22 protein-coding genes and 1 pseudogene are annotated in these 20,992 nt (G+C 33.6%); 12 read left to right on the top strand and 11 right to left on the bottom strand.

Features of this window, described 5'->3' with window-relative positions; translation table 11 throughout:
* Positions 1-9 precede the first annotated feature (9 nt).
* Complete coding sequence (locus V8G56_RS09155) at positions 10-1,794, bottom strand: hypothetical protein (protein ID WP_395438146.1); 1,785 nt, start codon at positions 1,792-1,794, stop codon at positions 10-12.
* A gap of 333 nt (positions 1,795-2,127) precedes the next feature.
* On the opposite strand from V8G56_RS09155, the gene V8G56_RS09150 reads away from it, so the two are divergent.
* From V8G56_RS09150 to arsB, 4 genes are read left to right on the top strand one after another with little or no spacing between them, the layout of a single operon-like run.
* Positions 2,128-2,460: an ArsR/SmtB family transcription factor gene (locus V8G56_RS09150; protein ID WP_395438145.1), complete on the top strand. Its 333-nt coding sequence runs from the start codon at positions 2,128-2,130 to the stop codon at positions 2,458-2,460.
* Between the two features lie 36 nt (positions 2,461-2,496).
* Positions 2,497-3,390, top strand: coding sequence for an arsenite methyltransferase (locus V8G56_RS09145; protein ID WP_395438144.1), 894 nt, complete (start codon positions 2,497-2,499; stop codon positions 3,388-3,390).
* A 15-nt stretch (positions 3,391-3,405) separates the two neighbouring features.
* A complete protein-coding gene (locus V8G56_RS09140; protein WP_395438143.1) occupies positions 3,406-4,017 on the top strand; it encodes an arsenate-mycothiol transferase ArsC in 612 nt (203 codons plus the stop codon).
* A gap of 6 nt (positions 4,018-4,023) precedes the next feature.
* Positions 4,024-5,073, top strand: a complete 1,050-nt coding sequence (arsB, locus tag V8G56_RS09135; protein ID WP_395438142.1) for an ACR3 family arsenite efflux transporter — start codon at positions 4,024-4,026, stop codon at positions 5,071-5,073.
* Here arsB and lipB read toward each other — a convergent pair.
* The 3 genes from lipB to V8G56_RS09120 all read right to left on the bottom strand — a co-directional run bounded on the left by lipB (position 5,054) and on the right by V8G56_RS09120 (position 6,915).
* The gene (lipB, locus tag V8G56_RS09130) at positions 5,054-5,764 is read right to left on the bottom strand and encodes a lipoyl(octanoyl) transferase LipB (protein ID WP_395438141.1); all 711 of its coding nucleotides are present in this window, start codon (positions 5,762-5,764) and stop codon (positions 5,054-5,056) included. The genes arsB and lipB overlap by 20 nt on opposite strands.
* Before the next feature lie 29 nt (positions 5,765-5,793).
* Positions 5,794-5,952: a YqaE/Pmp3 family membrane protein gene (locus V8G56_RS09125; protein WP_395438140.1), complete on the bottom strand. Its 159-nt coding sequence runs from the start codon at positions 5,950-5,952 to the stop codon at positions 5,794-5,796.
* 72 nt (positions 5,953-6,024) lie between these two features.
* The gene (locus V8G56_RS09120) at positions 6,025-6,915 is read right to left on the bottom strand and encodes a hypothetical protein (RefSeq protein WP_395438139.1); all 891 of its coding nucleotides are present in this window, start codon (positions 6,913-6,915) and stop codon (positions 6,025-6,027) included.
* Between the two features lie 164 nt (positions 6,916-7,079).
* On the opposite strand from V8G56_RS09120, the pseudogene V8G56_RS09115 reads away from it, so the two are divergent.
* The 3 genes and pseudogenes from V8G56_RS09115 to V8G56_RS09105 all read left to right on the top strand — a co-directional run bounded on the left by V8G56_RS09115 (position 7,080) and on the right by V8G56_RS09105 (position 9,866).
* Positions 7,080-7,490, top strand: a pseudogene (locus V8G56_RS09115) (DUF1573 domain-containing protein).
* Between the two features lie 124 nt (positions 7,491-7,614).
* On the top strand, positions 7,615-9,303 hold the full coding sequence (gene lysS, locus V8G56_RS09110; protein WP_395438138.1) for a lysine--tRNA ligase: 1,689 nt from the start codon (positions 7,615-7,617) through the stop codon (positions 9,301-9,303).
* 161 nt (positions 9,304-9,464) lie between these two features.
* On the top strand, positions 9,465-9,866 hold the full coding sequence (locus tag V8G56_RS09105) for a hypothetical protein (protein ID WP_395438137.1): 402 nt from the start codon (positions 9,465-9,467) through the stop codon (positions 9,864-9,866).
* Between the two features lie 81 nt (positions 9,867-9,947).
* On the opposite strand, the gene V8G56_RS09100 is transcribed toward V8G56_RS09105, so the two are convergent.
* The 3 genes from V8G56_RS09100 to yiaA form a co-directional block, all read right to left on the bottom strand.
* A complete protein-coding gene (locus tag V8G56_RS09100; RefSeq protein ID WP_395438136.1) occupies positions 9,948-10,760 on the bottom strand; it encodes an alpha/beta hydrolase in 813 nt (270 codons plus the stop codon).
* Entirely contained in the window at positions 10,732-11,607 is an 876-nt protein-coding gene (locus V8G56_RS09095) for an alpha/beta hydrolase (RefSeq protein WP_395438135.1), read from the bottom strand. The genes V8G56_RS09100 and V8G56_RS09095 overlap by 29 nt, the downstream gene beginning before the upstream one ends.
* Positions 11,608-11,738: 131 nt before the next feature.
* Complete coding sequence (gene yiaA / locus V8G56_RS09090) at positions 11,739-12,227, bottom strand: inner membrane protein YiaA (RefSeq protein ID WP_395438134.1); 489 nt, start codon at positions 12,225-12,227, stop codon at positions 11,739-11,741.
* A gap of 339 nt (positions 12,228-12,566) precedes the next feature.
* Between yiaA and V8G56_RS09085 the strand changes: the two genes are divergently transcribed.
* Together V8G56_RS09085 and V8G56_RS09080 are read left to right on the top strand one after the other, a co-directional pair.
* A complete protein-coding gene (locus V8G56_RS09085; protein ID WP_395438133.1) occupies positions 12,567-14,078 on the top strand; it encodes a tetratricopeptide repeat protein in 1,512 nt (503 codons plus the stop codon).
* Positions 14,079-14,182: 104 nt separating this feature from the next.
* Positions 14,183-14,644 carry a hypothetical protein gene (locus V8G56_RS09080; RefSeq protein ID WP_395438132.1) on the top strand — a complete coding sequence of 154 codons (462 nt, stop codon included), beginning with the start codon at positions 14,183-14,185 and terminating at the stop codon, positions 14,642-14,644.
* An 80-nt stretch (positions 14,645-14,724) separates the two neighbouring features.
* Here the strand turns inward: V8G56_RS09080 and hemL are convergent, their stop codons facing one another.
* The 4 genes from hemL to V8G56_RS09060 are packed head-to-tail and all read right to left on the bottom strand — an operon-like array spanning position 14,725 to position 18,092.
* Positions 14,725-16,011, bottom strand: coding sequence for a glutamate-1-semialdehyde 2,1-aminomutase (gene hemL / locus V8G56_RS09075; protein ID WP_395438131.1), 1,287 nt, complete (start codon positions 16,009-16,011; stop codon positions 14,725-14,727).
* A gap of 9 nt (positions 16,012-16,020) precedes the next feature.
* The gene (locus V8G56_RS09070; RefSeq protein ID WP_395438130.1) at positions 16,021-16,848 is read right to left on the bottom strand and encodes a glucosaminidase domain-containing protein; all 828 of its coding nucleotides are present in this window, start codon (positions 16,846-16,848) and stop codon (positions 16,021-16,023) included.
* A gap of 4 nt (positions 16,849-16,852) precedes the next feature.
* Positions 16,853-17,764, bottom strand: coding sequence for a 1-aminocyclopropane-1-carboxylate deaminase/D-cysteine desulfhydrase (locus V8G56_RS09065; protein WP_395438129.1), 912 nt, complete (start codon positions 17,762-17,764; stop codon positions 16,853-16,855).
* The gene (locus V8G56_RS09060; protein ID WP_395438128.1) at positions 17,736-18,092 is read right to left on the bottom strand and encodes a hypothetical protein; all 357 of its coding nucleotides are present in this window, start codon (positions 18,090-18,092) and stop codon (positions 17,736-17,738) included. Before V8G56_RS09060 ends, V8G56_RS09065 begins: the two co-directional genes overlap by 29 nt.
* Positions 18,093-18,142: 50 nt before the next feature.
* On the opposite strand from V8G56_RS09060, the gene V8G56_RS09055 reads away from it, so the two are divergent.
* The 3 genes from V8G56_RS09055 to V8G56_RS09045 are packed head-to-tail and all read left to right on the top strand — an operon-like array spanning position 18,143 to position 20,894.
* Positions 18,143-18,301 (top strand): DUF5522 domain-containing protein, encoded by a 159-nt coding sequence (locus V8G56_RS09055; RefSeq protein ID WP_395438127.1) that lies wholly within the window; start codon positions 18,143-18,145, stop codon positions 18,299-18,301.
* Positions 18,302-18,320: 19 nt separating this feature from the next.
* Positions 18,321-20,306 carry a urocanate hydratase gene (locus V8G56_RS09050; RefSeq protein ID WP_395438126.1) on the top strand — a complete coding sequence of 662 codons (1,986 nt, stop codon included), beginning with the start codon at positions 18,321-18,323 and terminating at the stop codon, positions 20,304-20,306.
* An 18-nt stretch (positions 20,307-20,324) separates the two neighbouring features.
* Positions 20,325-20,894: a DUF4136 domain-containing protein gene (locus V8G56_RS09045; RefSeq protein ID WP_395438125.1), complete on the top strand. Its 570-nt coding sequence runs from the start codon at positions 20,325-20,327 to the stop codon at positions 20,892-20,894.
* Positions 20,895-20,992: the final 98 nt, after the last annotated feature.

The raw sequence follows: 20,992 nt of genomic DNA, 5'->3' as shown, positions 1-20,992 counted from the left end.
TTTTGTGTATCACCCTGAATGAAAGACCAAAGGAGCAGGATCGGGTAAATTCATATCTCTTATAATCTTTAAGAATCTGGGATCTTTTCTTATTTCATCTGGTAAGAACATGACCCTTATCCATGGAAACCAAGCATGTTTTTGTTTATAATTCCAAGCTTCAAAAGCTTTGTCATAATCGCCCAATTGAGCATACATTATACCTATACACAGGGCGCGATAATCATTAAGAGGTTTGCCTTCCAATTCTATAAGAACAGCTCTTCCTTCCTCGGTATATGCATTTTCAATAAGGGCCGGACCATATCCTACATATTTCCACCCAGGATTGATTTCGGAGCTCTGTCTTAAAAGTTCCAGCCCCTCTTTCACTTTACCCTGGTCTATAAATATCCTGCCTCGAACAAACATACCTAATGCATAATTCAAATCATCCTCCATAAGAGACGCTTTTTCTGTTTGATTGATGCCTTCTTCATACAAGCCAACCCATCGATATAATTCTCCCAACCATGCCGTCTGATTAGCTGTAAACGGATCTAATTCCATTGCCAATATGTGTTCTTCAATGGCTTCATTCATTCTGCCAAACAGTGCAAGGTACCACGCCCTGTGGTAATGGTTATAGGCAAGATTAGGGTTTAATGTGTTGGCACGTTCAAAAGCGTATTCGGCCAGTGCCCAGTCCTTTCCAAAATAAGTATGATAATGTGAAAGTGCAGCCCATCCCAGTGCTAAAGTAGAATCTAATTGAATGGCTCGTTGCGCCGCAGCCAAGGCCTTCGGAAATACGTCTGGAGGAGGACTTGGACTATGTCCTAGAGTTACATATGCTTCTGCAAGCCATGCCCAGGTATATGCATCCGCGGGATTGCTGTCAAGGGCCTCCTGTAAATAAACCAAACCTCGGTCCCATTCAGCAGGGGTTGATTTATTCATGTAGTGTTTTCCTTTCAAGTAAAGCTCATAAGCTTCAGGCTTAACCGGTCGAAGCCCTGACCAGAGCACTGCATCTTCCGGCTTCACAACTATACCCAATTGACTGGCAAGATCAGAAGCAACATTTGCCCATAATACTCTTACTTCAGAAAAGTCTTTGGAATAACTTTTTTGCCAGACTGCCTCCGTGTCTATATACTCTCTAAGTGCAATATGTACGTTAATCATATTTAACTCCCGTTTGATATTTCCTTTAACAAAATAATCAATGCCTTTGATCACACTTGAAATCAGAGAATTTTTATCATCAAATCCAGCGGTTAAAACTTTAGTAGATCTTTGGTTAATCACCGTCAACTGATCCACTTTTGACAATTCATCGATAAGAGCCTGAGTCATTCCTGTTTTAAAATAGTCCTCTTGATCTTCTGTGTTATCTATAAACGGTATAACTGCAACTTTTTTGGCGTCATAATTTAATAAACTTTCATTCCAACGTGATCCGGCCCAAAAACTAATACTAATAAGTAATAATACAGCCAGAAAAAGAGCTCCAACGATGACCTTATTTAAACGCCTGTTTGTTAATCTTGCAACCTCTTCATTGTTAACAATATCTTCGGTTTTCTTAAAACCTTCAGAAGTCAGATCGTAAACCCAGGAAAATCCGATCCATAGAAAAAGACCCGCAGAAAGTATATAAAATAAAACTTTAAGTGAATAATCCGGGGCGTCAAATATAGGCAAGATAATAGAAGCTATTTGTATAATAACCCAGGCTACCGCCAAATAGGCAATAATCGCTTTAAAGACGTTTCTGCGATTAAGTTCCGATATAAGTTTACGAAACCTCATAATGGAAAATAATTTACAACACCTTTAAAGATAATATTTTTATGGTGATAATCAAAATTAAGTAAAGTCGTTAAATACATCATTACAGCTTAAATAAATTGTAAAAGCTGTTAAGGAGCCATAAGTAATGAAAAATACAAACTTAGAAGGTTTATTTTATTGCGTCTGGTTCATCTCTCTAAAACCGTATAACGCTTGGTTATTTCTTTATACTAACTCAGCACTAATCACCGTAAAACCATACACAAACATCTTAACGATATAAAAAATATTCAAGATAAATTTCATCATTTCAATATTTAATCGTAATATTGCAATATAATAATAAAGAACATGGGATTAACTAAAACCGAAATATTCACAGACCAGCAAAATACCATTGCTTTAATTGCCAAAGCCATTGGTCATCCGGCACGCGTGGCGATTTTACAGCATCTCATCAAAATAAATAGTTGTATTTGTGGTGATCTGGTGGAAGAAATTGGCTTGGCACAACCTACCATATCTCAACACTTAAAAGAACTAAAAAACATGGGTATTATTAAAGGCAATATTGAAGGCACCAGTGTTTGTTACTGCATTAATGAAGAAAAATGGGCAGAAATTGAAAAACTGTTCGCTTCCTTCTTAAGTCAAAAACCCAACAACGCCATCAATTGTTGTTAAATAAAATTATTGTTTCAAAGCTTAACTAAACACCTTATGAAAACTGAGCAAGAATTAAAAAACATTGTAAAATCGAAGTATGCCAAAATTGCTGAACAAGGCAAAACAGAAAACGCCTCATCTTGTTGCGGGGCCACTACGACCTCAAACAAAGTCTATAATATCATGATGGATGACTACTCTGATACAGATGGCTATATAGCAGATGCCGATTTAGGTCTGGGCTGTGGTCTTCCAACACATTTTGCACATATTAATAAAGGCGATACTGTAATTGATCTAGGCTCTGGAGCGGGCAACGATTGTTTTGTAGCCAGACATGAAACTGGTGTAGAAGGCAAAGTGATAGGGATTGATTTCACACCTATCATGATAGAAAAAGCCAGAATAAATGCCGAAAAGTTAGGCTATAATAATGTGGAATTTAGAGAAGGAGATATTGATAATATGCCGGTAAGTGATAATGTAGCCGATGTTATAGTAAGTAATTGTGTTTTAAATCTGGTGCCAGATAAGCAAAAAGTGATTAAAGAAATTTACAGGGTTTTAAAACCCGGAGGTCACTTTAGTATATCAGACATTGTGTTAGTTGGTAATTTACCTGAGGCCTTAAAAGAAGATGCTGAAATGTATGCCGGTTGTGTAGCAGGTGCTATTCAAAAAACGGATTACCTCCAACAGATAAACAACGCAGGGTTTTTAAACCTAAAAATGCAGAAAGAAAAACCTATTACCATCCCAGATGACATTCTTAGCAAATATCTTAGTAAGGATATGATTAAAGAGTTTAACACGAATAGTACTGGCATTTTTAGTATTACTGTTTATGCAGAAAAACCAGGGACAAAAAACACAAAACCAAAATTAAAACTAGCTGAACTACAGGATAATAGTGATTCCTGTTGTTCGCCCAATAGTGGATGCTGCTAAGCTAAAAAAACGAATATGATTTGTACTGATATTAAAAAGGTAATTGATACGCTCAATATTGAAAACCTATCGGCTGAACGACAATCTATACTTCAGCCATTAATAGATTTTATTCAGCAGAAAAAAAACGATCAACAGGACATCAGACTTAATTTTATTTGCACACATAACTCGCGGCGTAGTCATTTATCTCAAATATGGGCACAAGTGATGGCCAGTCATTTCAACATAAAAAATGTGTTTTGTTATTCCGGAGGTACCGAAACTACCGCCATGTTTCCTATGGTTGCTGAAACATTAATCCATACTGGTTTTAAAATCAACACGCTTTCAGATGGTAAAAACCCTGTTTATGCCATTAAATTTTCTAAAAACGACCATCCGATTATTTGTTTTTCGAAAACCTATGATGATCCCTTTAATCCAGAATCTAAATTTGCCGCCGTTATGACATGTTCCAATGCCGATGTTGGCTGTCCGTTTATTCCAGGTGCTGAAAAGCGAATACCCATCACTTTTGAAGATCCTAAAGCCTTTGATAATACACCTTTTCAAAAAGAAAAATATCATGAACGAAGTATTCAAATTGCCACTGAATTATGTTATGTTTTTTCTCAAATAAAATAGTTTATCATGGATAAGAAAAAATTAAGTTTTCTGGACAGTTATTTAACCCTTTGGATTTTCATTGCCATGGCCGTTGGGGTTGGTATTGGATATTTTATACCATCCTTTCCAAAAGTAATAGATTCCTTCAGCAGTGGTACTACCAATATCCCTATTGCCATTGGTCTTATCTTAATGATGTATCCGCCATTAGCCAAAGTGAATTACGCCTTGTTACCCAAAGTGTTTCAGAATGTAAAAATTTTGTCCATTTCACTTGTTTTAAACTGGATTATTGGTCCTGTTTTAATGTTTACACTAGCCATTACTTTTTTACAGGATCATCCTGAATATATGGTAGGATTGATATTAATAGGATTGGCAAGATGTATTGCTATGGTTTTGGTTTGGAATGATCTGGCCGAAGGCAGTAGTGAGTATGGAGCCGGATTGGTAGCACTCAACAGTATATTTCAAGTGTTTGCTTATAGTTTTTATGCCTGGATATTTATAACAGTGCTTCCACCCTATTTTGGTTTTGAAGGTGCTATTGTTGATATATCCATTATAACTATTGCGGAAAGTGTCGCCATTTATTTAGGCATTCCGTTTCTATTAGGACTTTTAAGCAGATTGATTTTAGTAAAACTAAAAGGTGAAGCCTGGTACTCTAAAAAATTCATACCAACTATTTCACCTATGACATTAATCGCCTTATTATTTACCATAGTAGTCATGTTTTCATTAAAAGGTGAATTGATTGTTGAAATACCAATGGACGTTTTAATTATTGCTTTTCCGCTACTTATTTACTTCGCCATCATGTTCTTAATTGGCTTTTTTGTAAGCAAAGCCATGGGTGCAGAATATGATAAAAATGCGGCTATCTCTTTTACTGCTGCTGGCAATAATTTTGAACTGGCTATTGCCGTGGCCATTGCGGTTTTCGGGTTGAATTCCGGTCAGGCATTTACGGGAGTTATTGGTCCTTTGGTTGAAGTTCCGGCTTTAATCCTTCTGGTAAGAGTGGCCTTCTGGTTGCGGAAGAAATATTATCCTAAATCTGAATGGTCTTAATCTCGGCTTCAAAAAGTATTGTGAAATGTTTGAGTAATTTTTCTTTGACTTCAGCAGTTGAAACTTCTTTGACTCCCAACTCAACATTAAGCGATGTCACTGCTTTTCCCCGAATGCCACAGGGAATGATATTGTCAAAATAACCCAGATTGGCATTCACGTTAAGCGCAAAACCATGCATCGTTACCCAGCGACTGGCACGAACACCCATAGCACATATTTTTCTGGCAAATGGCGTGCCTACATCCAGCCAAACACCTGTTTCACCTGGGCTTCTTTCTGCTTTTAAATCATATTCTTCCAATGTGAGAATAATCATTTCTTCTAAAAAACGAAGATACTTATGAATATCAGTAAAAAAGTTTTCTAAATCTAAAATAGGATACCCTACAATTTGACCAGGACCATGATACGTAATATCACCTCCTCTGTTGATCTTATAAAAAGTAGCGCCTTTATCTTTAAGCTGGTTTTCATCCAGTAGCAAATTTGATAAATCACCACTTTTTCCCAAGGTATAGACGTGCGGATGTTCAACAAACAAAAAATAATTATTCGTTGGCAACTGCAATTCTTCTCTTCTGTTTTTAATTTTGGTATCTACAATACCTTTAAACAATTGCTCTTGGTAGTCCCAAGATTGCTTATAGTCCTTATTACCTAAATCCTGAAGTTCAACACACTTATTCATAGTGCGCAAAATTACAATATTTTTTGTGTTTATCTCTTCGGATTATTCAATATAACTAAGGCCGCAATAACGCCTGGAACCCAGCCGCAAAGCCACAATAAAAACACTATAAATATAGAGCCGCAACCCTTATCTATAACAGCTAAAGGTGGACAAATAATAGACAGCAAAACTCTCCAGAAACTCATTTTGGTTGATTTTAATTGATGATTGCCTGTATGACGCTATTCAAAAAGAGTTGTTACAATTTTAATAAAAATTTATTTAGTACATAACTCTTCCAAGGTGTCTTCAATATCACCAGGTGTACTCATGATTTTCATAAAAGTTCCCATGGTAAGTTCTGGCCAATGCAAGGCAATTCTATATTTACCATGTAGCATGGTTGCTTTCTTTCCCTGTAAAATGATTTCATATGGTAGTGCCGCAACATGGTCTTCTCCAATTTTTGGTAAGAAATAAGACTCGCCATCTTCAGTACTTTGAAGTCCCACCCCAAATACAGCTACTTCTTCTTTTTCATAAATAAGGGTATATACTTCTTTTGTGTCTCCTTTTTTGGCTTTTAAATTATTTGTTATGGTAGCTAAGCCCTCTTTAAATGAAGAAAACTCATTTAATTCAACGGGATCAGTAAAATAGGGCATCATTATTTTATAATGGTAATTACCCAATTTATCTGCTTCAATAGTCCCTCCAAATGATGTAAACTCATTCCCTAGAAGGGATAAAGCATTTTTTAAATCTGAACTAAATTTTACAAAAACACTTTTAAAAGTATTGTAGTTTGTTGGTAAATATGCTCTTAATAAATAGTCAGGATTTGTATATGAAATAACAACTTTATCACCTTTCATCACTAATCCAACTTTCATGATGGCTGCCAAAGCCCCTCGGTCCTTTACTTTAATTACTGTATTTTTTAAATCATTTCTTGTAAAAGCAATAACTTTCAATGCGCTTTTATTAGAAGGATTATAAGTCCCTAAAACGTTAAAGGAATTATCTTCTAAGGTTTGGATCACTTTATCTGATAACTCCTGCATGGACAGCGTAGATTCACCCACTTTAATATAAGGTGATAATTCTTGCCCGAAAGAACTCAATTGAACTAACAATAATGAAATAGCACTAAGAATAAGATGGTTCATCTTTTTAAATATTTAAGATTTTTAATTTAATTTGATACTATTAACTCTTGGAAATTTCCTGTAAAATAGTATTACAAAAGAAAGGATTATTACGAGTAAAATCTATGACTTATGTCATGCTAATGAAGAGATCTTATAGTTAAAAAAACACACCATTCATACTTTTGAATCTTTATTTTTGGCTTGCCTTTAAAAAATCAAAAAGAACTGCCAATGCTTTTGAAAATTTAACCAAACAAGAACAAAATATTCTTGCTTTAATTTTAGAAAATAAATCAAATAGAGAAATTGATTATGGCACCATCAACCAAAATGCTTATGGGGAACGCACTTTTAAATTCATCAATACGGGTGAGGCTCCAATTGTTATTATGCAAGTAAAGACTTCATGTGGATGTACGGTTCCTTCTTATTCAAAAACTCCCATTTTATAAGGTGAATCCAGTGAAATAAAAGTGAAGTATGCCACCAATAGAATTGGCGCTTTTAAAAAGACAATCACCGTTATTTCAAATGCAAGTGAACCCTCTAAAATATTATATATAAAAGGTACGGTCTTAAGTCCTACCAACTAAACACAACTGTAAAAAAGATATTTTTACAATTTTAAAATCTAGTAAAAAGTTATGTGCTAATTTTTTGAAATAGTGTAATTTTGCACTCGCCTATCAAAACGGTAGGTTAAAAAAAATAATTAGCATGCAACTTTCTGAACAAGAATTAGTAAGACGAGATAAACTTTCAAAATTACGCCAGTTAGGTATAAACCCCTATCCTGCAGATTTATTTCCTGTAAATCACTCTTCCAAGGACATCAAAAACAATTTTGAAGAAGGCAAAAAAGTTATTATTGCCGGAAGACTCATGGCCATTAAGTTGCAAGGTAAAGCCTCCTTTGCTCAGATTCAGGATGCCGAAGGTAAAATTCAGGTATATTTTAATAGAGATATAATTTGTCCGGGAGAAGACAAAACAAAATACAATGATGTTTTTAAAAAACTCTTAGACTTTGGAGATTTCATTGGAATTGAAGGGGAGCTTTTCACAACACAGGTTGGTGAAAAAACTGTAATGGTTAAAGATTTCACCATTCTCAGTAAAGCTTTAAAACCATTACCAATGCCAAAGGAAAAAGACGGTATAGTTTATGACGCCTTTACAGATCCTGAACAACGTTACAGACAACGTTATGCAGATCTAGTGGTGAATCCACACGTCAAGGAAGTATTTGTTAAGCGTACCAAACTTTTTAACGCCATGCGTGAATTTTTTAATAACGCAGGTTATTTTGAAGTGGAAACCCCTGTTTTACAACCTATTCCTGGCGGTGCAGCTGCCAGACCATTTATTACACATCATAATGCCTTAGATATTCCGCTTTACATGAGAATCGCCAATGAGTTATATTTAAAAAGACTTATTGTTGGTGGTTTTGATGGTGTTTATGAATTTTCTAAGAATTTCAGAAATGAAGGTATGGACCGCACTCATAATCCAGAATTTACCGCAATGGAAATTTACGTGGCGTATAAAGATTACAATTGGATGATGGATTTCTGTGAGCAATTATTAGAACATTGTGCTAGTGCTGTTAATGGCACTACTAAAGCGACTTTTGGTAAACACGAAATAGACTTTAAAGCTCCTTATGCCAGAGTAACCATGGCTGATTCTATAAAACATTTTACCGGATTTGATATTACTGGAAAAACCGAAGATGAGATCAGAAAAGCCGCTAAAAACATGGGAATAGAAGTTGATGAGACCATGGGTAAAGGGAAACTTATAGATGAGATTTTTGGAGAAAAATGTGAAGGCAATTATATTCAACCAACTTTTATTACAGATTACCCCAAGGAAATGAGCCCTTTATGTAAAGAACACAGAACCGATCCGGAGTTAACAGAGCGTTTTGAATTGATGGTTTGTGGAAAAGAAATTGCCAATGCTTATTCAGAATTAAATGACCCAATTGACCAAAGAGAACGCTTTGAACATCAATTAAAACTAGCCGCCAAAGGGGATGATGAAGCTACAGAATTTATTGATGAAGATTTTTTACGCGCTTTAGAATATGGTATGCCTCCAACCTCTGGCATGGGTATTGGTATGGACAGACTCGTTATGTTCTTAACAAATAATCAGTCCATACAAGAAGTTTTATTCTTCCCTCAAATGAGACCAGAGAAAAAGGCCATTGAATTGAGTGACAATGAAAAGGTTATTTTAGAGATTCTAAAATCTCATAAAAGCATGACATTAAATGATCTTAAATCAAAATCAGAATTAAGCAACAAAGCCTGGGATAAAGGTATTAAAGGCTTAACCAAGCATAAATTAGCTAAAGTTGAAAAAGTTGGTGATGATTTATTTGTAGAGATCATTTAGCCCCTTTTTTCTTTCCGTCTTGTCATGAAAAATAGAAAAGGAATTAATACGAATTAATTTTTATTTTTTTTTATTAATTAAGCTATCTTTACTTTATCAAAAGTTTTAATTTTCTGAATTTAATAAATTCAGAATTTTTTATTTAAAAACCAGCCATTTACATGAAAAATCTATTTCCTCTATTACTATTTACTATAGTATTACTACAAAGCTGTAAAGTATATGACTCTAAACCTACAACAAAAGAAGACGCGCTTCTCTTCGGGGGAAAAGTTCGGGTTAAATCAGATTCAAATTCGAACTACAAATTTGAAAAATTAATTATTGAAGACAATCAATTATATGGTATAGGGAAAAGGGTATCTAAAAAATCAAAACTTTCTTATACAAACAATATTGTTAATGAAAACAAAAACGATAAAAACGTAAAGATTCTACTAACCGATAATTTAATTAATGAAATTCATCTTTATAATAAGGGCAAGTCATCTGCGTTAAAAGTTATAGGTAAGGGAACTTTAGGACTTCTCGTCTTAGTAGTGATATTGCTATCTGGTTTATAGTATAATAGTTTTTCTATAAAATTGAAATAATTTATTATCTACAATGGATAACCTTTTAATAGTTGATTTTTGAAATTATTCTCACTTTAGCAATTCATTGATTTGATTTTTATAGCTATCATATTCATTCAAATTATTATGTGATCCGTGAGGTATTAACAGGAACTCTGAATTTATTTTTGATGATGCATTGAACAATTTTTTTCCAGATTCAAAAGGAACCACTGCATCATCAGTACCATGAAATATATAAAGTGGGTTGTTTATATTTTGAATATGTTCAAAATTAGGAAATCGAAATTTCAACAAGTATTTTGCAGGAAACATAAAAAGTCTCCTTTGGGTAACATCCTCTAAGCTATAAAAGGGGGCTTCTAAAATGGTTTGCTTAGGTTTATTTTTAGACGACACATAGGTCGCAAAAGCACTTCCTAAAGACCTGCCATAAACCGTAATTGAATTTTCATTATAATTTTTTTTTAAATAATCATAACACATTTGCGCGTCACTGTATAAAACGGCTTCGTTTAAATCTCCGGAACTTTTTCCATAAGTTCTGTAATCCATCACCAGTACATCATAATTTTTATTTGCAAAATATTCTGTGATTTTTCCCCAGCGATTTAAGTCACCCACATTGCCATGAAAATATAATATCACCCCTTTAGGATTGTCATTCTTGAATAAAACAGCATTTATGATTCCTCCATCTTCCGCTTTTAAGAAAATTTCCTGAAACGGATGTGAAAATTTATAAATATGATTCTGAGAAAGTACCGTTGGCCTGAAAATAATATTTTCCTGAAAAAAATACAAGGACCCACAAATTATGGCATATAAACCTATTAAACCTATCACCACTATTTTAACCTTGGGTTTTCCTTTTTGTGCCATGTACAACATGAATACTGGTTGTTGATAAATCTATTTGTTCTGATTTTGAATTAATAATCTCATGCATCATTTTATGATAGGACTCAAAATTGTTCAAATTTTTATGACCCCCGCCTATTACCGTATGCAATCTGGTTAATTTAGGATTTACCTTTGAAAGTCTGACACTTGTTTTATATGGGATTAAAGTATCATTCGTCCCGTGAATAATATGTATTGGGCATTGCACATATTTTAACCATTTGTAAGTTGGTAGTGGATATTTTATTAGAATAGACAGTGGCATAAATGGAGCATATCTTGCTGTGACCTTAGTTAGACTATAATAAGGCGCATCCAAAATAAGCATTTTAGGGTTATTCATTGAGGCAAGCTTTGCAGCAAAACCTGACCCTAAGGAACGGCCATATACAATGATTCTATCCTCAGTGGTTTCCTCTTTAATTTTATTATATACTTCTTGTAAATCTCTTTTTATTGCCTTTTGAGAGCGCCTTCCTGTACTTTTACCAAAACCACGATAATCTACCATTAATACATTGTAATTATGTCTGGTAAAATCGACTGCAAATTTCCCCCAACCCTTTATACTTTTTGAATTTCCCTTAAGATAAAACACAATGCCTTTAGATTCTCCTTTGGGTTTGAAAAGGAGCGCATTAATAACAGCGCCATCTCGCGTTTCAAGATTATATTCCTTGATATCCTGATTTTCATAGTAAAACTGAAAATCTTCTGGTAACTTTTCCGGTTTAAATAATAAATAGTCCTGCAAATAATATATCGCTATGCTTATAATCACATAAGCAATAATCAACAGAATCAGAAAGTGCAACCAATAAGGCATATTCTAAAAATCATTATAAGACTAATATACAATAAAAAGTATAATACATTTAAAACCCCGCAGTTAATCACTGCGAGGTTTTGGGTTAAAATGTAATCATCAAAATAAACCCATTTATAATGCCATTCTTTTTAACATTTTTTATCCTCATCCCTACTTCTATCAATATACCCTACATCTCTGATGTTTTTTTGAACGGCAATAGAGGCAAATAAACTTAAGGTAAAGGCCATACCATAAAATCCTTTTTCACTTAAAAATAAATCGGCATTCCAAAGACCAATAACTAACAGTACTATTGAAGCCACTGTAGTAAACCAGCTTATTCCATAATAAACTTCTGTAATTGGAATATTCTCCAATTTATCTCTTACCGCTTTTTGCAAAGAAATTACCGAAAATAGCCCAAAAAGTAAAATGGTAAAATAGTAACCCTTTTCATTTAATTGCATATCCGCATTCCACAGTCCAATGCAATAGGATGTCATACCTATCAATAGAGCGAACCATGAGGCTCCAATAAACGCCGGCGTTGGTTTTTGATCAAAAATTTTTATTTCTTTTTTTACGTCTTTTTTTTCTGTTTTTTCATCTACAGAAACTGTTGTTTGATAATTCATAATATTTTATTTTAATGATTAAACTTAATTTTAAACACCTAGAACCTTTATAGATTCTACTGTATTTATTACAATAAATCTTACTTAACTATTATTGCTTTGGAAAACTATTGTTGAAATAGCTTTTGAACAAGCAGCTTGTACATTTACCCTGCTGTGAAGTTTGATATTCTATTAAATAGTTTCATATTAAATTGTTTTAATGATTACAGGACAAATTTGCAGCTCTTTAAGCTTTATTAAAACCCAATTTTTATTCATAACTGACGATATATTTTTGTATTATTACATAATATATGTTTTAATTAAAGGCTTTTTATATATTTTACTGACGATATCATGACGAATTTAAATGAAATAGTTTCCACACTTTCATCTGAAGATCAACAACATTTTATAATGTTCTTAGAAAGGAAAAATACCAGATCAGATACTAAAAATGTCCAGCTTTTTAAACTTTTAATAAAGAATGAATTAAATTCAAAAGAGGTTTGTCTAAAACTTTATAAAGCTTATAAAAAAGAGGCTTATCATGCCTTAAGAAAACGCCTCTATTCATCTATCATTGATTTTATTGCCAACTTAAGTTTAGAAGAAGATAAAATTATTGATATGCAAATAATTAAATACATTTTAGCTTCAAGGACATTTCTACTTCATAAACAATATAAAGTTGCCTTTAATATTTTAGACCGGGCTGAAATCTTAGCTGAAGAAAATAATTTATTTCCGTTACTGAATGAAATTTATCACACAAAAATCCAGTACGCCTACTCTAATCCTTCTGTAAAATTAGATTCGCTTATTGAGAAATTTAAAATAAATCAAAAATACTATCTTCAAGAAGACCGACTAAATATAGCGTATGCTAAAATAAGAGAATCGATAAACGAAGTAACCGTTAAAGGTGAGTTTATAAATTTTCAAAATCTGGTTAATGACACTCTTGAAGAATATGACATTGACATAACGGAATCAATGTCTTTCATGTCCTTATACCAATTAATGAAGATTGTAACTATTTCTGCATTTGCTTCGAATGATTATTTAAAAATTGAACCATTTTTAAAAAATACTTATGAGATATTGCTTACTCATAAAAACAAAGAGAAGCAACTTTATTATCATCTTCAGGTATTGTATTTAATAGCTTACACTCTTTTTAGAAACAAAAAATTCAATGAATCTTTAGAATTCCTAGAGAAACAGCATGAGTTGATGACACAAAAAAAAGGTAAGTTTTATAATGAATTTAAACTAAAATATCATTTGATCTTAGCTCTTAATTTTAATTATCTGGGAGATAAAGAAAAAGCAATTGATATTCTCAAACCATTTTTAAATTCAAAACATTCAGATTTAGAATCTTTGTTAGATATTCATTTAAGTCTGGTCATGATGTATTTTCAAAAAGGTGATTTTCAAAAGGCACGTCAGATATTTTCTAAATTTTATCACACAGATAAATGGTATATTGAAAAAGCAGGAAAAGAATGGGTTATTAAAAAGAATTTAATTGAAATTTTATTACATATTGAACTCAAAAACCTTGATTTAGTAGAATCAAGACTATTAAGTTTTAGAAGAAATTATTCAATATTTTTAAAAGAAATAAAACAACAACGCGCCATAATCTATTTAAACCTAGTTAACGAATACTTTAATGCTCCAGAAAAAATCACAACAATCGCGTTTAAAAATAAGGTAGAGAATTCTTTTGAATGGATTGGCGGTAAACAAGAAGACATTTTTGTCATGAGCTTTTACGCCTGGCTAAAAAGCAAAATGGAAAATAAACCGCTGTTCTTAACTACTTTAGATTTGATAAAAACGGCACAACAAGCCAATTAATTAGAAGTTTTTAAATGTTAATTCACAGTTAAAAACAGGAACTTTTTAAACCTTTTTCAGTTATCAATGTCTTAATAACAAATAAACTCTAAATAACATATAACATGAAAAAAATAGTATTTATCCTTTTAGCTTTAATAGCTATTAAAGTAACAGCGCAGGAAAAAAACGAACGTCCTAACAGAGAACGAGGAGAAAAAATGGAACGTTATCAAGATTTCTCTCCGGAAGAAATGGCTACTCTTCAAACAAAAAAAATGACGTTGCATTTAGATTTAAACGAATCTCAACAAAAAGAAATCAAGAAATTAAATCTTGAAAATGCCGTTGAAAGAAAAGCGAGAATGGAAGCTCATAAAGCCCAAAAAGAAAGTGGTAATATCGCGAAACCTTCAAAAGAAGCACGATTAGAAATGATGAATGAACGCTTAGACCATCAAATTGAAATAAAAGCAAAAATGAAAAAGATATTAAATGAAGATCAGTTTGCTAAATGGGAGAAATCTCAAGAAGAGATGAAAAATAATCACATCAGAAAACAAAAAGCAAAAAATAGAAATAAATAAGTTTCAGTTTGTTAATTAGATTACTGATTATTTTTAGTTAGAAAAAAGCCTTTCCAGAATTCAGGAAAGGCTTTTAATATTTAAAATTTACTGGTAACTTTTTTAACAGCTGCTATGGTAGCATCTAAATCTTCATAGGTTAAAGCATCTGTAATAAACCAGGTTTCAAAGGCACTCGGTGCAATATAAATACCTTCTTGCAACATCCCGTGAAAGAATTTTTTAAAAGTCTCGTTATTTCCTTTTACTGAAGTCTCAAAATCAATGACCTGGTCTTCGGCAAAGTGAATAGAAATCATGGAACCTACTCTATTGATCGTATGACTTGTTTTATTTTCGTTTAAAACCTTGGTAAACCCTTTATGTAAATAAGCTGTTTTTTCAGCCAGACGACCAAAAAGTTCTGTGTCATTATTTAATGTTTCAAGCATGGCTAACCCCGCAGCCATAGCCAATGGGTTTCCACTTAAAGTTCCAGCCTGATATACAGGCCCTAAAGGCGCCAAATAATTCATGATCTCTTCTCTTGCAGCAAAAGCACCAACTGGCAATCCACCTCCAATAACTTTCCCGTAACATACAATATCAGCGTTAATATTATAAAGCTCTTGTGCCCCACCTTTTGCCAATCTAAAACCCGTCATCACCTCATCAAAAATGAGCAAAAGACCATGCATATCACAAAGATCCCTCAAGCCTTGTAAAAAATCTTCTTTTGGAGGAATACATCCCATATTACCGGCAACAGGCTCAATAATAATACACGCGATCTCTCCTTTATTAGCATTGATAACCGATTTTACATTTTCAATATCATTATACTTTGCCAACAAAGTGTCTTTAGCAGTTCCTTGAGTCACGCCGGGACTATTAGGGGATCCAAAGGTAATTGCACCACTACCTGCTTGAATTAAAAATGAATCACTATGACCATGGTAGCACCCTGCAAATTTTATGATCTTATCTTTACCGGTATAACCTCGCGCTAACCTGATAGCACTCATACAAGCTTCTGTCCCTGAATTAACAAAACGTATTTTATCAATATTAGGCACCATAGAAACTGCTAATTCTGCTATTTTAGTTTCAATTTCAGTAGGCATACCAAAAGACGTGCCTTTTTTGGCTTTTTCAATAACTGCATTAACCACGGGGTCATAGGCATGCCCAAGAATCATTGGACCCCATGAGTTGATATAATCAATAAACTTATTCCCATCTTCATCATATAAATAGGCTCCTTTAGCTTCTTTAACAAAAATAGGGGTACCACCTACTGCTTTAAATGCTCTTACCGGTGAATTAACTCCACCAGGTATAACTTTTTCTGCTTGTGCAAATAATGCACTACTGCGCTTATAATTCATTAACTTTTATTAGTTTTTTAATTTAGGACTTACAAACAATTCTTGTCCAATTTTTAAATCAGTTCCGTTCAAACCATTTAAAGTTTGAATTTCATTTACTGTGACATTATATTTCTTTGAAATAGAATACAAGGTATCTCCTTTCATCACAACATGTGTCAATGCACTTTCAGCCTTATTTACGCTAGCCATTGGCATACTAACTCCAAGAACCTCTTGATCCAGTCTGATCAACTTATACCGTTCTATCAAATATATCAGTTTATCCGGATATTTTTTATCGGTGGCATAACCGGCCGCTTTCAATTCCCTTGCCCAAGCCTTATAATCGTCTTTATCTAGTTCAAATAATTTTGAATAGCGCGAGCGCGTAGTTAAAAACAATGAGTGATCTCTGAATGAATATTTGGCATCATTATATTTCCTGAAACATTCCTGTAAACTATCATCATCATGATGTATTCTGTCGCCTGTCCAGTCATGGCATTTTATCCCAAAATGATTATTAGCTTCAACGGCAAGACGTCCTTTTCCTGAGCTTGATTCTAATATGCCTTGCGCGAGGGTGATACTTGCAGGGATACCATACAGACGCATTTCTTGTTGGGCAATATCACTGAACAAATCAAGATATTCTTCTGTCGATTTAACAGTTAAGGTTTTAAATGAAGAACTTTCAACATCCTCGGCAACAACCTCTGTTATTTCAGGCTTTACAGTTCTTACGACAGGTTCTGGTTTAGGTTTTATATGTGAGCTGTTTCTGACCGTGACTTTTCTCGAGCTACAGCTAAAAACAATTAATCCTAAAAATATCAGTACTACAATTCTCTTCATGTCACTAAACAATTATTGGCATTTTTTTTTGTCTTAATACATTATTCATACCAGGTATTCCTTGTAAACCACCGGTATGAATTGCTAAAATTCTTGATTCTCTTTTAAAAAAACCTTTTTCCAGTAAATCAAAAATTCCAAACATCATTTTACCTGTATAAACAGGATCCAATTGGATATTATTTTCTATTTTAAATTGATTAATAAATTCAATTAATTCAATGTTTATTTTAGCATAACCACCAAAATGATACTCATTTATAATACTCCAATTTTTTTTCGTTACAAATCTACTAATATCTTCCTTTAAAAACGAACCTTTTAACGCCGGAAAACCTAAAATTTGTTGACCATCTTTTGAACTATTAATTATTCCTGAAATAGTCCCTCCTGTGCCCATCGCACAGCACACATAATCAAAATGATTATCATCACCTGTCAAGATTTCTTCACAGCCTTTAACTGCCAATGCATTGGTTCCGCCTTCAGGCAATAAATAAAAATCGTTAAACTCTGCTTTTAATTTTTTAATAAAGGACATGGAATGCTTCTCTCGGTAAGACTCTCTCGTAATAAATTTAAATTGCATGCCACATCCCTTTGCAAATAACAACGTAGGATTCTCCGGAATCTTGTCTTCCAGTTCATCACCCCTTATAATTCCTATCGTTTCAAAACCAAATTTCTGGCCTGTAAAAGCAACGGCAGCTATATGATTAGAGTATGCGCCACCAAAAGTAAGCAGCTTAGAAATACCTAATTTTTTAGCTTCTTCAATATTGTATTTTAATTTTCGGTATTTATTGCCAGATATGAATGGATGAATGTTGTCTTCACGTTTTAAAAATAAATGAACACCATATTGTTCAGGCAGCACAACAGGCTGATTAATACTTTTGTTTAACTGGAAAATCATGGGCACGAATATACTTTAAAAATTGCCAAAACCCTCTCTGATGCATATACTTTAAATTAGATTCATTAGCATATGCTTCACGTTCAAAAGAAATATTTTTATAAGCCAAATGCCAGGTTTTATAAAAACAAAGTCTTAGTAAAAATTCAACGACATACCAAACATAGAACGGTAAAATTAAGAGTTCTAGTTGTTGTTTTAAATGAATACTTTCATGGTTTATTAACTTAGCATTTTTTTTTAATTTCTTATTCTTTAAGAATACAAAAGGATAGATAGTTAACCCTAAATAACCATTTGGAACTAAGTTTCTGGAACATAAAATCATACAATATCTCCTTCAAAAATCAATCCAAATTACATTATCTTTGTGAAACTATGAAGAAAATTATCCCTTTAGAAGAAGGTGATTATTACCTAACACCAGAAGGCTATCGTTGTTTTACAGAGCAATACCTGTTAAAACGGGGCTATTGTTGTGAAAGTAACTGCAGGCATTGTCCTTATGGCTTTAATGAAAAGAAAGTAAAATCATAAACTGAAATTAACATAATCAATGACTTTTCGAGAGCAAATATTAGAAGGTATTCCAAATATTTTACCAAAAGCAAAACCCTATGACCAATCTATTAATCACGCGCCTAGGAGAAAAGACATTTTATCTTTAGAAGACAAAAAACTAGCTTTTAAAAATGCCTTACGTTATTTTGACAAAAAACATCATAAGGATTTAGTTACTGAATTCAAAAATGAACTGGACACCTATGGTCGTATTTATATGTACCGCTTGCGTCCGGATTATAAAATGTATGCCAGACCTATTGATGAATACCCTGCAAAATCAAAACAAGCCGCAGCTATTATGCTGATGATACAAAATAATTTGGATCATGCAGTCGCTCAACACCCTCATGAATTAATTACTTATGGAGGTAATGGTGCCGTTTTTCAAAATTGGGCACAATATTTATTGGTTATAAAATACCTTGCAGAGATGAATGACGAACAGACTTTAGTCATGTATTCGGGTCATCCTTTAGGGTTATTTCCTTCACACAAAGAAGCCCCAAGAGTAGTCGTTACAAACGGCATGATGATTCCTAATTATTCCAAACCAGATGATTGGGAAAGATATAACGCTTTAGGCGTGACTCAATATGGACAAATGACCGCTGGAAGTTATATGTATATTGGGCCACAAGGTATTGTACATGGTACCACCATAACTATTTTAAATGCTTTTAGAAAAATAAATAAAAATCCCAAAGGCCATGTATTTGTAACTTCGGGTTTAGGCGGCATGTCAGGAGCACAGCCAAAAGCTGGCAGCATTGCTGGTTGCATTACTGTATGTGCTGAAGTTAATCCTAAGATTACAAAAATTCGTCACGAACAAGGCTGGATAGATGAAATAATTACGGATTTAAATGACCTTATAACTCGCGTTAAAAAAGCAAAATCTCAAAAAGAAACTGTTTCTATCGCTTATTTAGGAAACATAGTAGATGTCTGGAAATCCTTTGACAAAGCAAGCATCACTATAGACATTGGAAGTGACCAAACTTCTTTACATAATCCTTATGCCGGTGGCTATTATCCTGTTGGTATTTCTTTTGAAGAGGCCAATAAATTAATGGCTGAAAACCCTACATTATTTAAAGAAAAAGTGCAGCAAACTTTGAGGGAGCATGTTCTGGATATTAATAAACATACAGAAAAAGGAACCTACTTTTTTGATTATGGGAATGCTTTTTTACTTGAAGCCTCTCGTGCTGGTGCTGACATCATGGCTAAAAATAGCCTTGATTTTAAATATCCGAGTTATGTTCAAGATATTATGGGGCCTATGTGTTTTGATTATGGTTTTGGTCCTTTCAGATGGGTCTGCACTTCAGGAAAACCTGAAGATTTAGAAAAAACAGACGCTATTGCTTGCGCTGTTTTAGAAGAAATGATGAAACGCTCTCCAAAAGAAATACAGCAACAAATGGCTGATAACATACAGTGGATAAAAGGCGCCCAAGAAAATAAATTAGTGGTAGGTTCTCAAGCGCGCATTTTATATGCTGATGCTGAAGGGCGCATGAAAATTGCCCAAGCGTTTAATGATGCTATTCAAAAAGGGGCAATAGGAATCGTTGTTTTAGGAAGAGATCATCATGATGTATCAGGCACAGATTCGCCGTTTAGAGAAACTAGTAATATTTATGACGGATCCAAGTTTACAGCTGATATGGCCATACAAAACGTCATTGGTGACAGCTTTAGAGGGGCCACCTGGGTAAGTATTCATAATGGTGGTGGCGTAGGTTGGGGAGAGGTTATAAATGGTGGATTTGGTATGGTTCTTGATGGTAGTAAAAAGGCAGAAAGCCGGTTAAAATCTATGCTGTTTTGGGATGTTAACAACGGTATTGCCAGAAGAAGTTGGGCTAGAAATGAAGGCGCTATTTTTGCCATTAAACGAGCGATGACTATGGAACCAAATTTAAAAATAACCTTACCAAATTTTGTAGACGATAATTTATTAAATTCGTTATAACCATTAAAAAAAAAGAAAATGAAAAGAATCTTAAAAACAATCCCACTGTTGGTAATATTGCTTTTAGTGGTCACTTCATGCAGCTCAATAAGAGTCGCTACTGATTATGATAAGAATGCTAATTTTGACAACTTCAAAACATTTGCTTTCTTTAAAACTGGCATTGATAAGGCCGAAATAAATGATCTCGATAAACGGCGTATTCTTCGTGCCATTGAGTCTGAATTATTAGCAAAAGGATTTACAAAATCTGAAACTCCAGATCTACTAATAAGTTTATTTACAAAATCAAACCAACGGGTTGATGTTTACAATAATACCTGGGGCATGGGCGCTTGGGGATGGGGCGGATGGGGTCCTTGGGGTGGATTTGGACCTGGCTGGGGTTGGGGATATAACCAACCATCTGTTTCAACTTCTACAGAAGGCACATTGTTTATCGATCTCATTGATGCTAATAAAAAAGAGCTGGTTTGGCAAGGAATGGGAACCGGTTATTTAAGCAGAAATATGGATAAAAAAGAAGCCCTTATTAAAGAATTTGTTTCTAAAATAATGGAAAAATATCCTCCAGGAGCAAAAAAATAAAGAGATATATAAAAAAGCAACTTATTAAAGTTGCTTTTTTATTATGTTCATGCGCTTCCCTATTTTATGCATTCTTTGTATTTTTACTTAAATCTCAT

Origin of the sequence: Gaetbulibacter aquiaggeris (assembly GCF_044003965.1) — a bacterium.
GTDB lineage: Bacteria > Bacteroidota > Bacteroidia > Flavobacteriales > Flavobacteriaceae > Yeosuana > Yeosuana aquiaggeris.
This window is presented reverse-complemented; position numbering and strand designations above follow the sequence as displayed.

What these genes read in the sequence shown, in the direction of transcription:
- V8G56_RS09155 (WP_395438146.1), bottom strand. Translation starts at nt 1,794, where the DNA reads ATGAGGTTTCGTAAACTTATATCGGAACTTAATCGCAGAAACGTCTTT.
- V8G56_RS09150 (WP_395438145.1), top strand. Translation starts at nt 2,128, where the DNA reads ATGGGATTAACTAAAACCGAAATATTCACAGACCAGCAAAATACCATT.
- V8G56_RS09145 (WP_395438144.1), top strand. Translation starts at nt 2,497, where the DNA reads ATGAAAACTGAGCAAGAATTAAAAAACATTGTAAAATCGAAGTATGCC.
- V8G56_RS09140 (WP_395438143.1), top strand. Translation starts at nt 3,406, where the DNA reads ATGATTTGTACTGATATTAAAAAGGTAATTGATACGCTCAATATTGAA.
- arsB (WP_395438142.1), top strand. Translation starts at nt 4,024, where the DNA reads ATGGATAAGAAAAAATTAAGTTTTCTGGACAGTTATTTAACCCTTTGG.
- lipB (WP_395438141.1), bottom strand. Translation starts at nt 5,764, where the DNA reads ATGAATAAGTGTGTTGAACTTCAGGATTTAGGTAATAAGGACTATAAG.
- V8G56_RS09125 (WP_395438140.1), bottom strand. Translation starts at nt 5,952, where the DNA reads ATGAGTTTCTGGAGAGTTTTGCTGTCTATTATTTGTCCACCTTTAGCT.
- V8G56_RS09120 (WP_395438139.1), bottom strand. Translation starts at nt 6,915, where the DNA reads ATGAACCATCTTATTCTTAGTGCTATTTCATTATTGTTAGTTCAATTG.
- lysS (WP_395438138.1), top strand. Translation starts at nt 7,615, where the DNA reads ATGCAACTTTCTGAACAAGAATTAGTAAGACGAGATAAACTTTCAAAA.
- V8G56_RS09105 (WP_395438137.1), top strand. Translation starts at nt 9,465, where the DNA reads ATGAAAAATCTATTTCCTCTATTACTATTTACTATAGTATTACTACAA.
- V8G56_RS09100 (WP_395438136.1), bottom strand. Translation starts at nt 10,760, where the DNA reads ATGGCACAAAAAGGAAAACCCAAGGTTAAAATAGTGGTGATAGGTTTA.
- V8G56_RS09095 (WP_395438135.1), bottom strand. Translation starts at nt 11,607, where the DNA reads ATGCCTTATTGGTTGCACTTTCTGATTCTGTTGATTATTGCTTATGTG.
- yiaA (WP_395438134.1), bottom strand. Translation starts at nt 12,227, where the DNA reads ATGAATTATCAAACAACAGTTTCTGTAGATGAAAAAACAGAAAAAAAA.
- V8G56_RS09085 (WP_395438133.1), top strand. Translation starts at nt 12,567, where the DNA reads ATGACGAATTTAAATGAAATAGTTTCCACACTTTCATCTGAAGATCAA.
- V8G56_RS09080 (WP_395438132.1), top strand. Translation starts at nt 14,183, where the DNA reads ATGAAAAAAATAGTATTTATCCTTTTAGCTTTAATAGCTATTAAAGTA.
- hemL (WP_395438131.1), bottom strand. Translation starts at nt 16,011, where the DNA reads ATGAATTATAAGCGCAGTAGTGCATTATTTGCACAAGCAGAAAAAGTT.
- V8G56_RS09070 (WP_395438130.1), bottom strand. Translation starts at nt 16,848, where the DNA reads ATGAAGAGAATTGTAGTACTGATATTTTTAGGATTAATTGTTTTTAGC.
- V8G56_RS09065 (WP_395438129.1), bottom strand. Translation starts at nt 17,764, where the DNA reads ATGATTTTCCAGTTAAACAAAAGTATTAATCAGCCTGTTGTGCTGCCT.
- V8G56_RS09060 (WP_395438128.1), bottom strand. Translation starts at nt 18,092, where the DNA reads ATGATTTTATGTTCCAGAAACTTAGTTCCAAATGGTTATTTAGGGTTA.
- V8G56_RS09055 (WP_395438127.1), top strand. Translation starts at nt 18,143, where the DNA reads ATGAAGAAAATTATCCCTTTAGAAGAAGGTGATTATTACCTAACACCA.
- V8G56_RS09050 (WP_395438126.1), top strand. Translation starts at nt 18,321, where the DNA reads ATGACTTTTCGAGAGCAAATATTAGAAGGTATTCCAAATATTTTACCA.
- V8G56_RS09045 (WP_395438125.1), top strand. Translation starts at nt 20,325, where the DNA reads ATGAAAAGAATCTTAAAAACAATCCCACTGTTGGTAATATTGCTTTTA.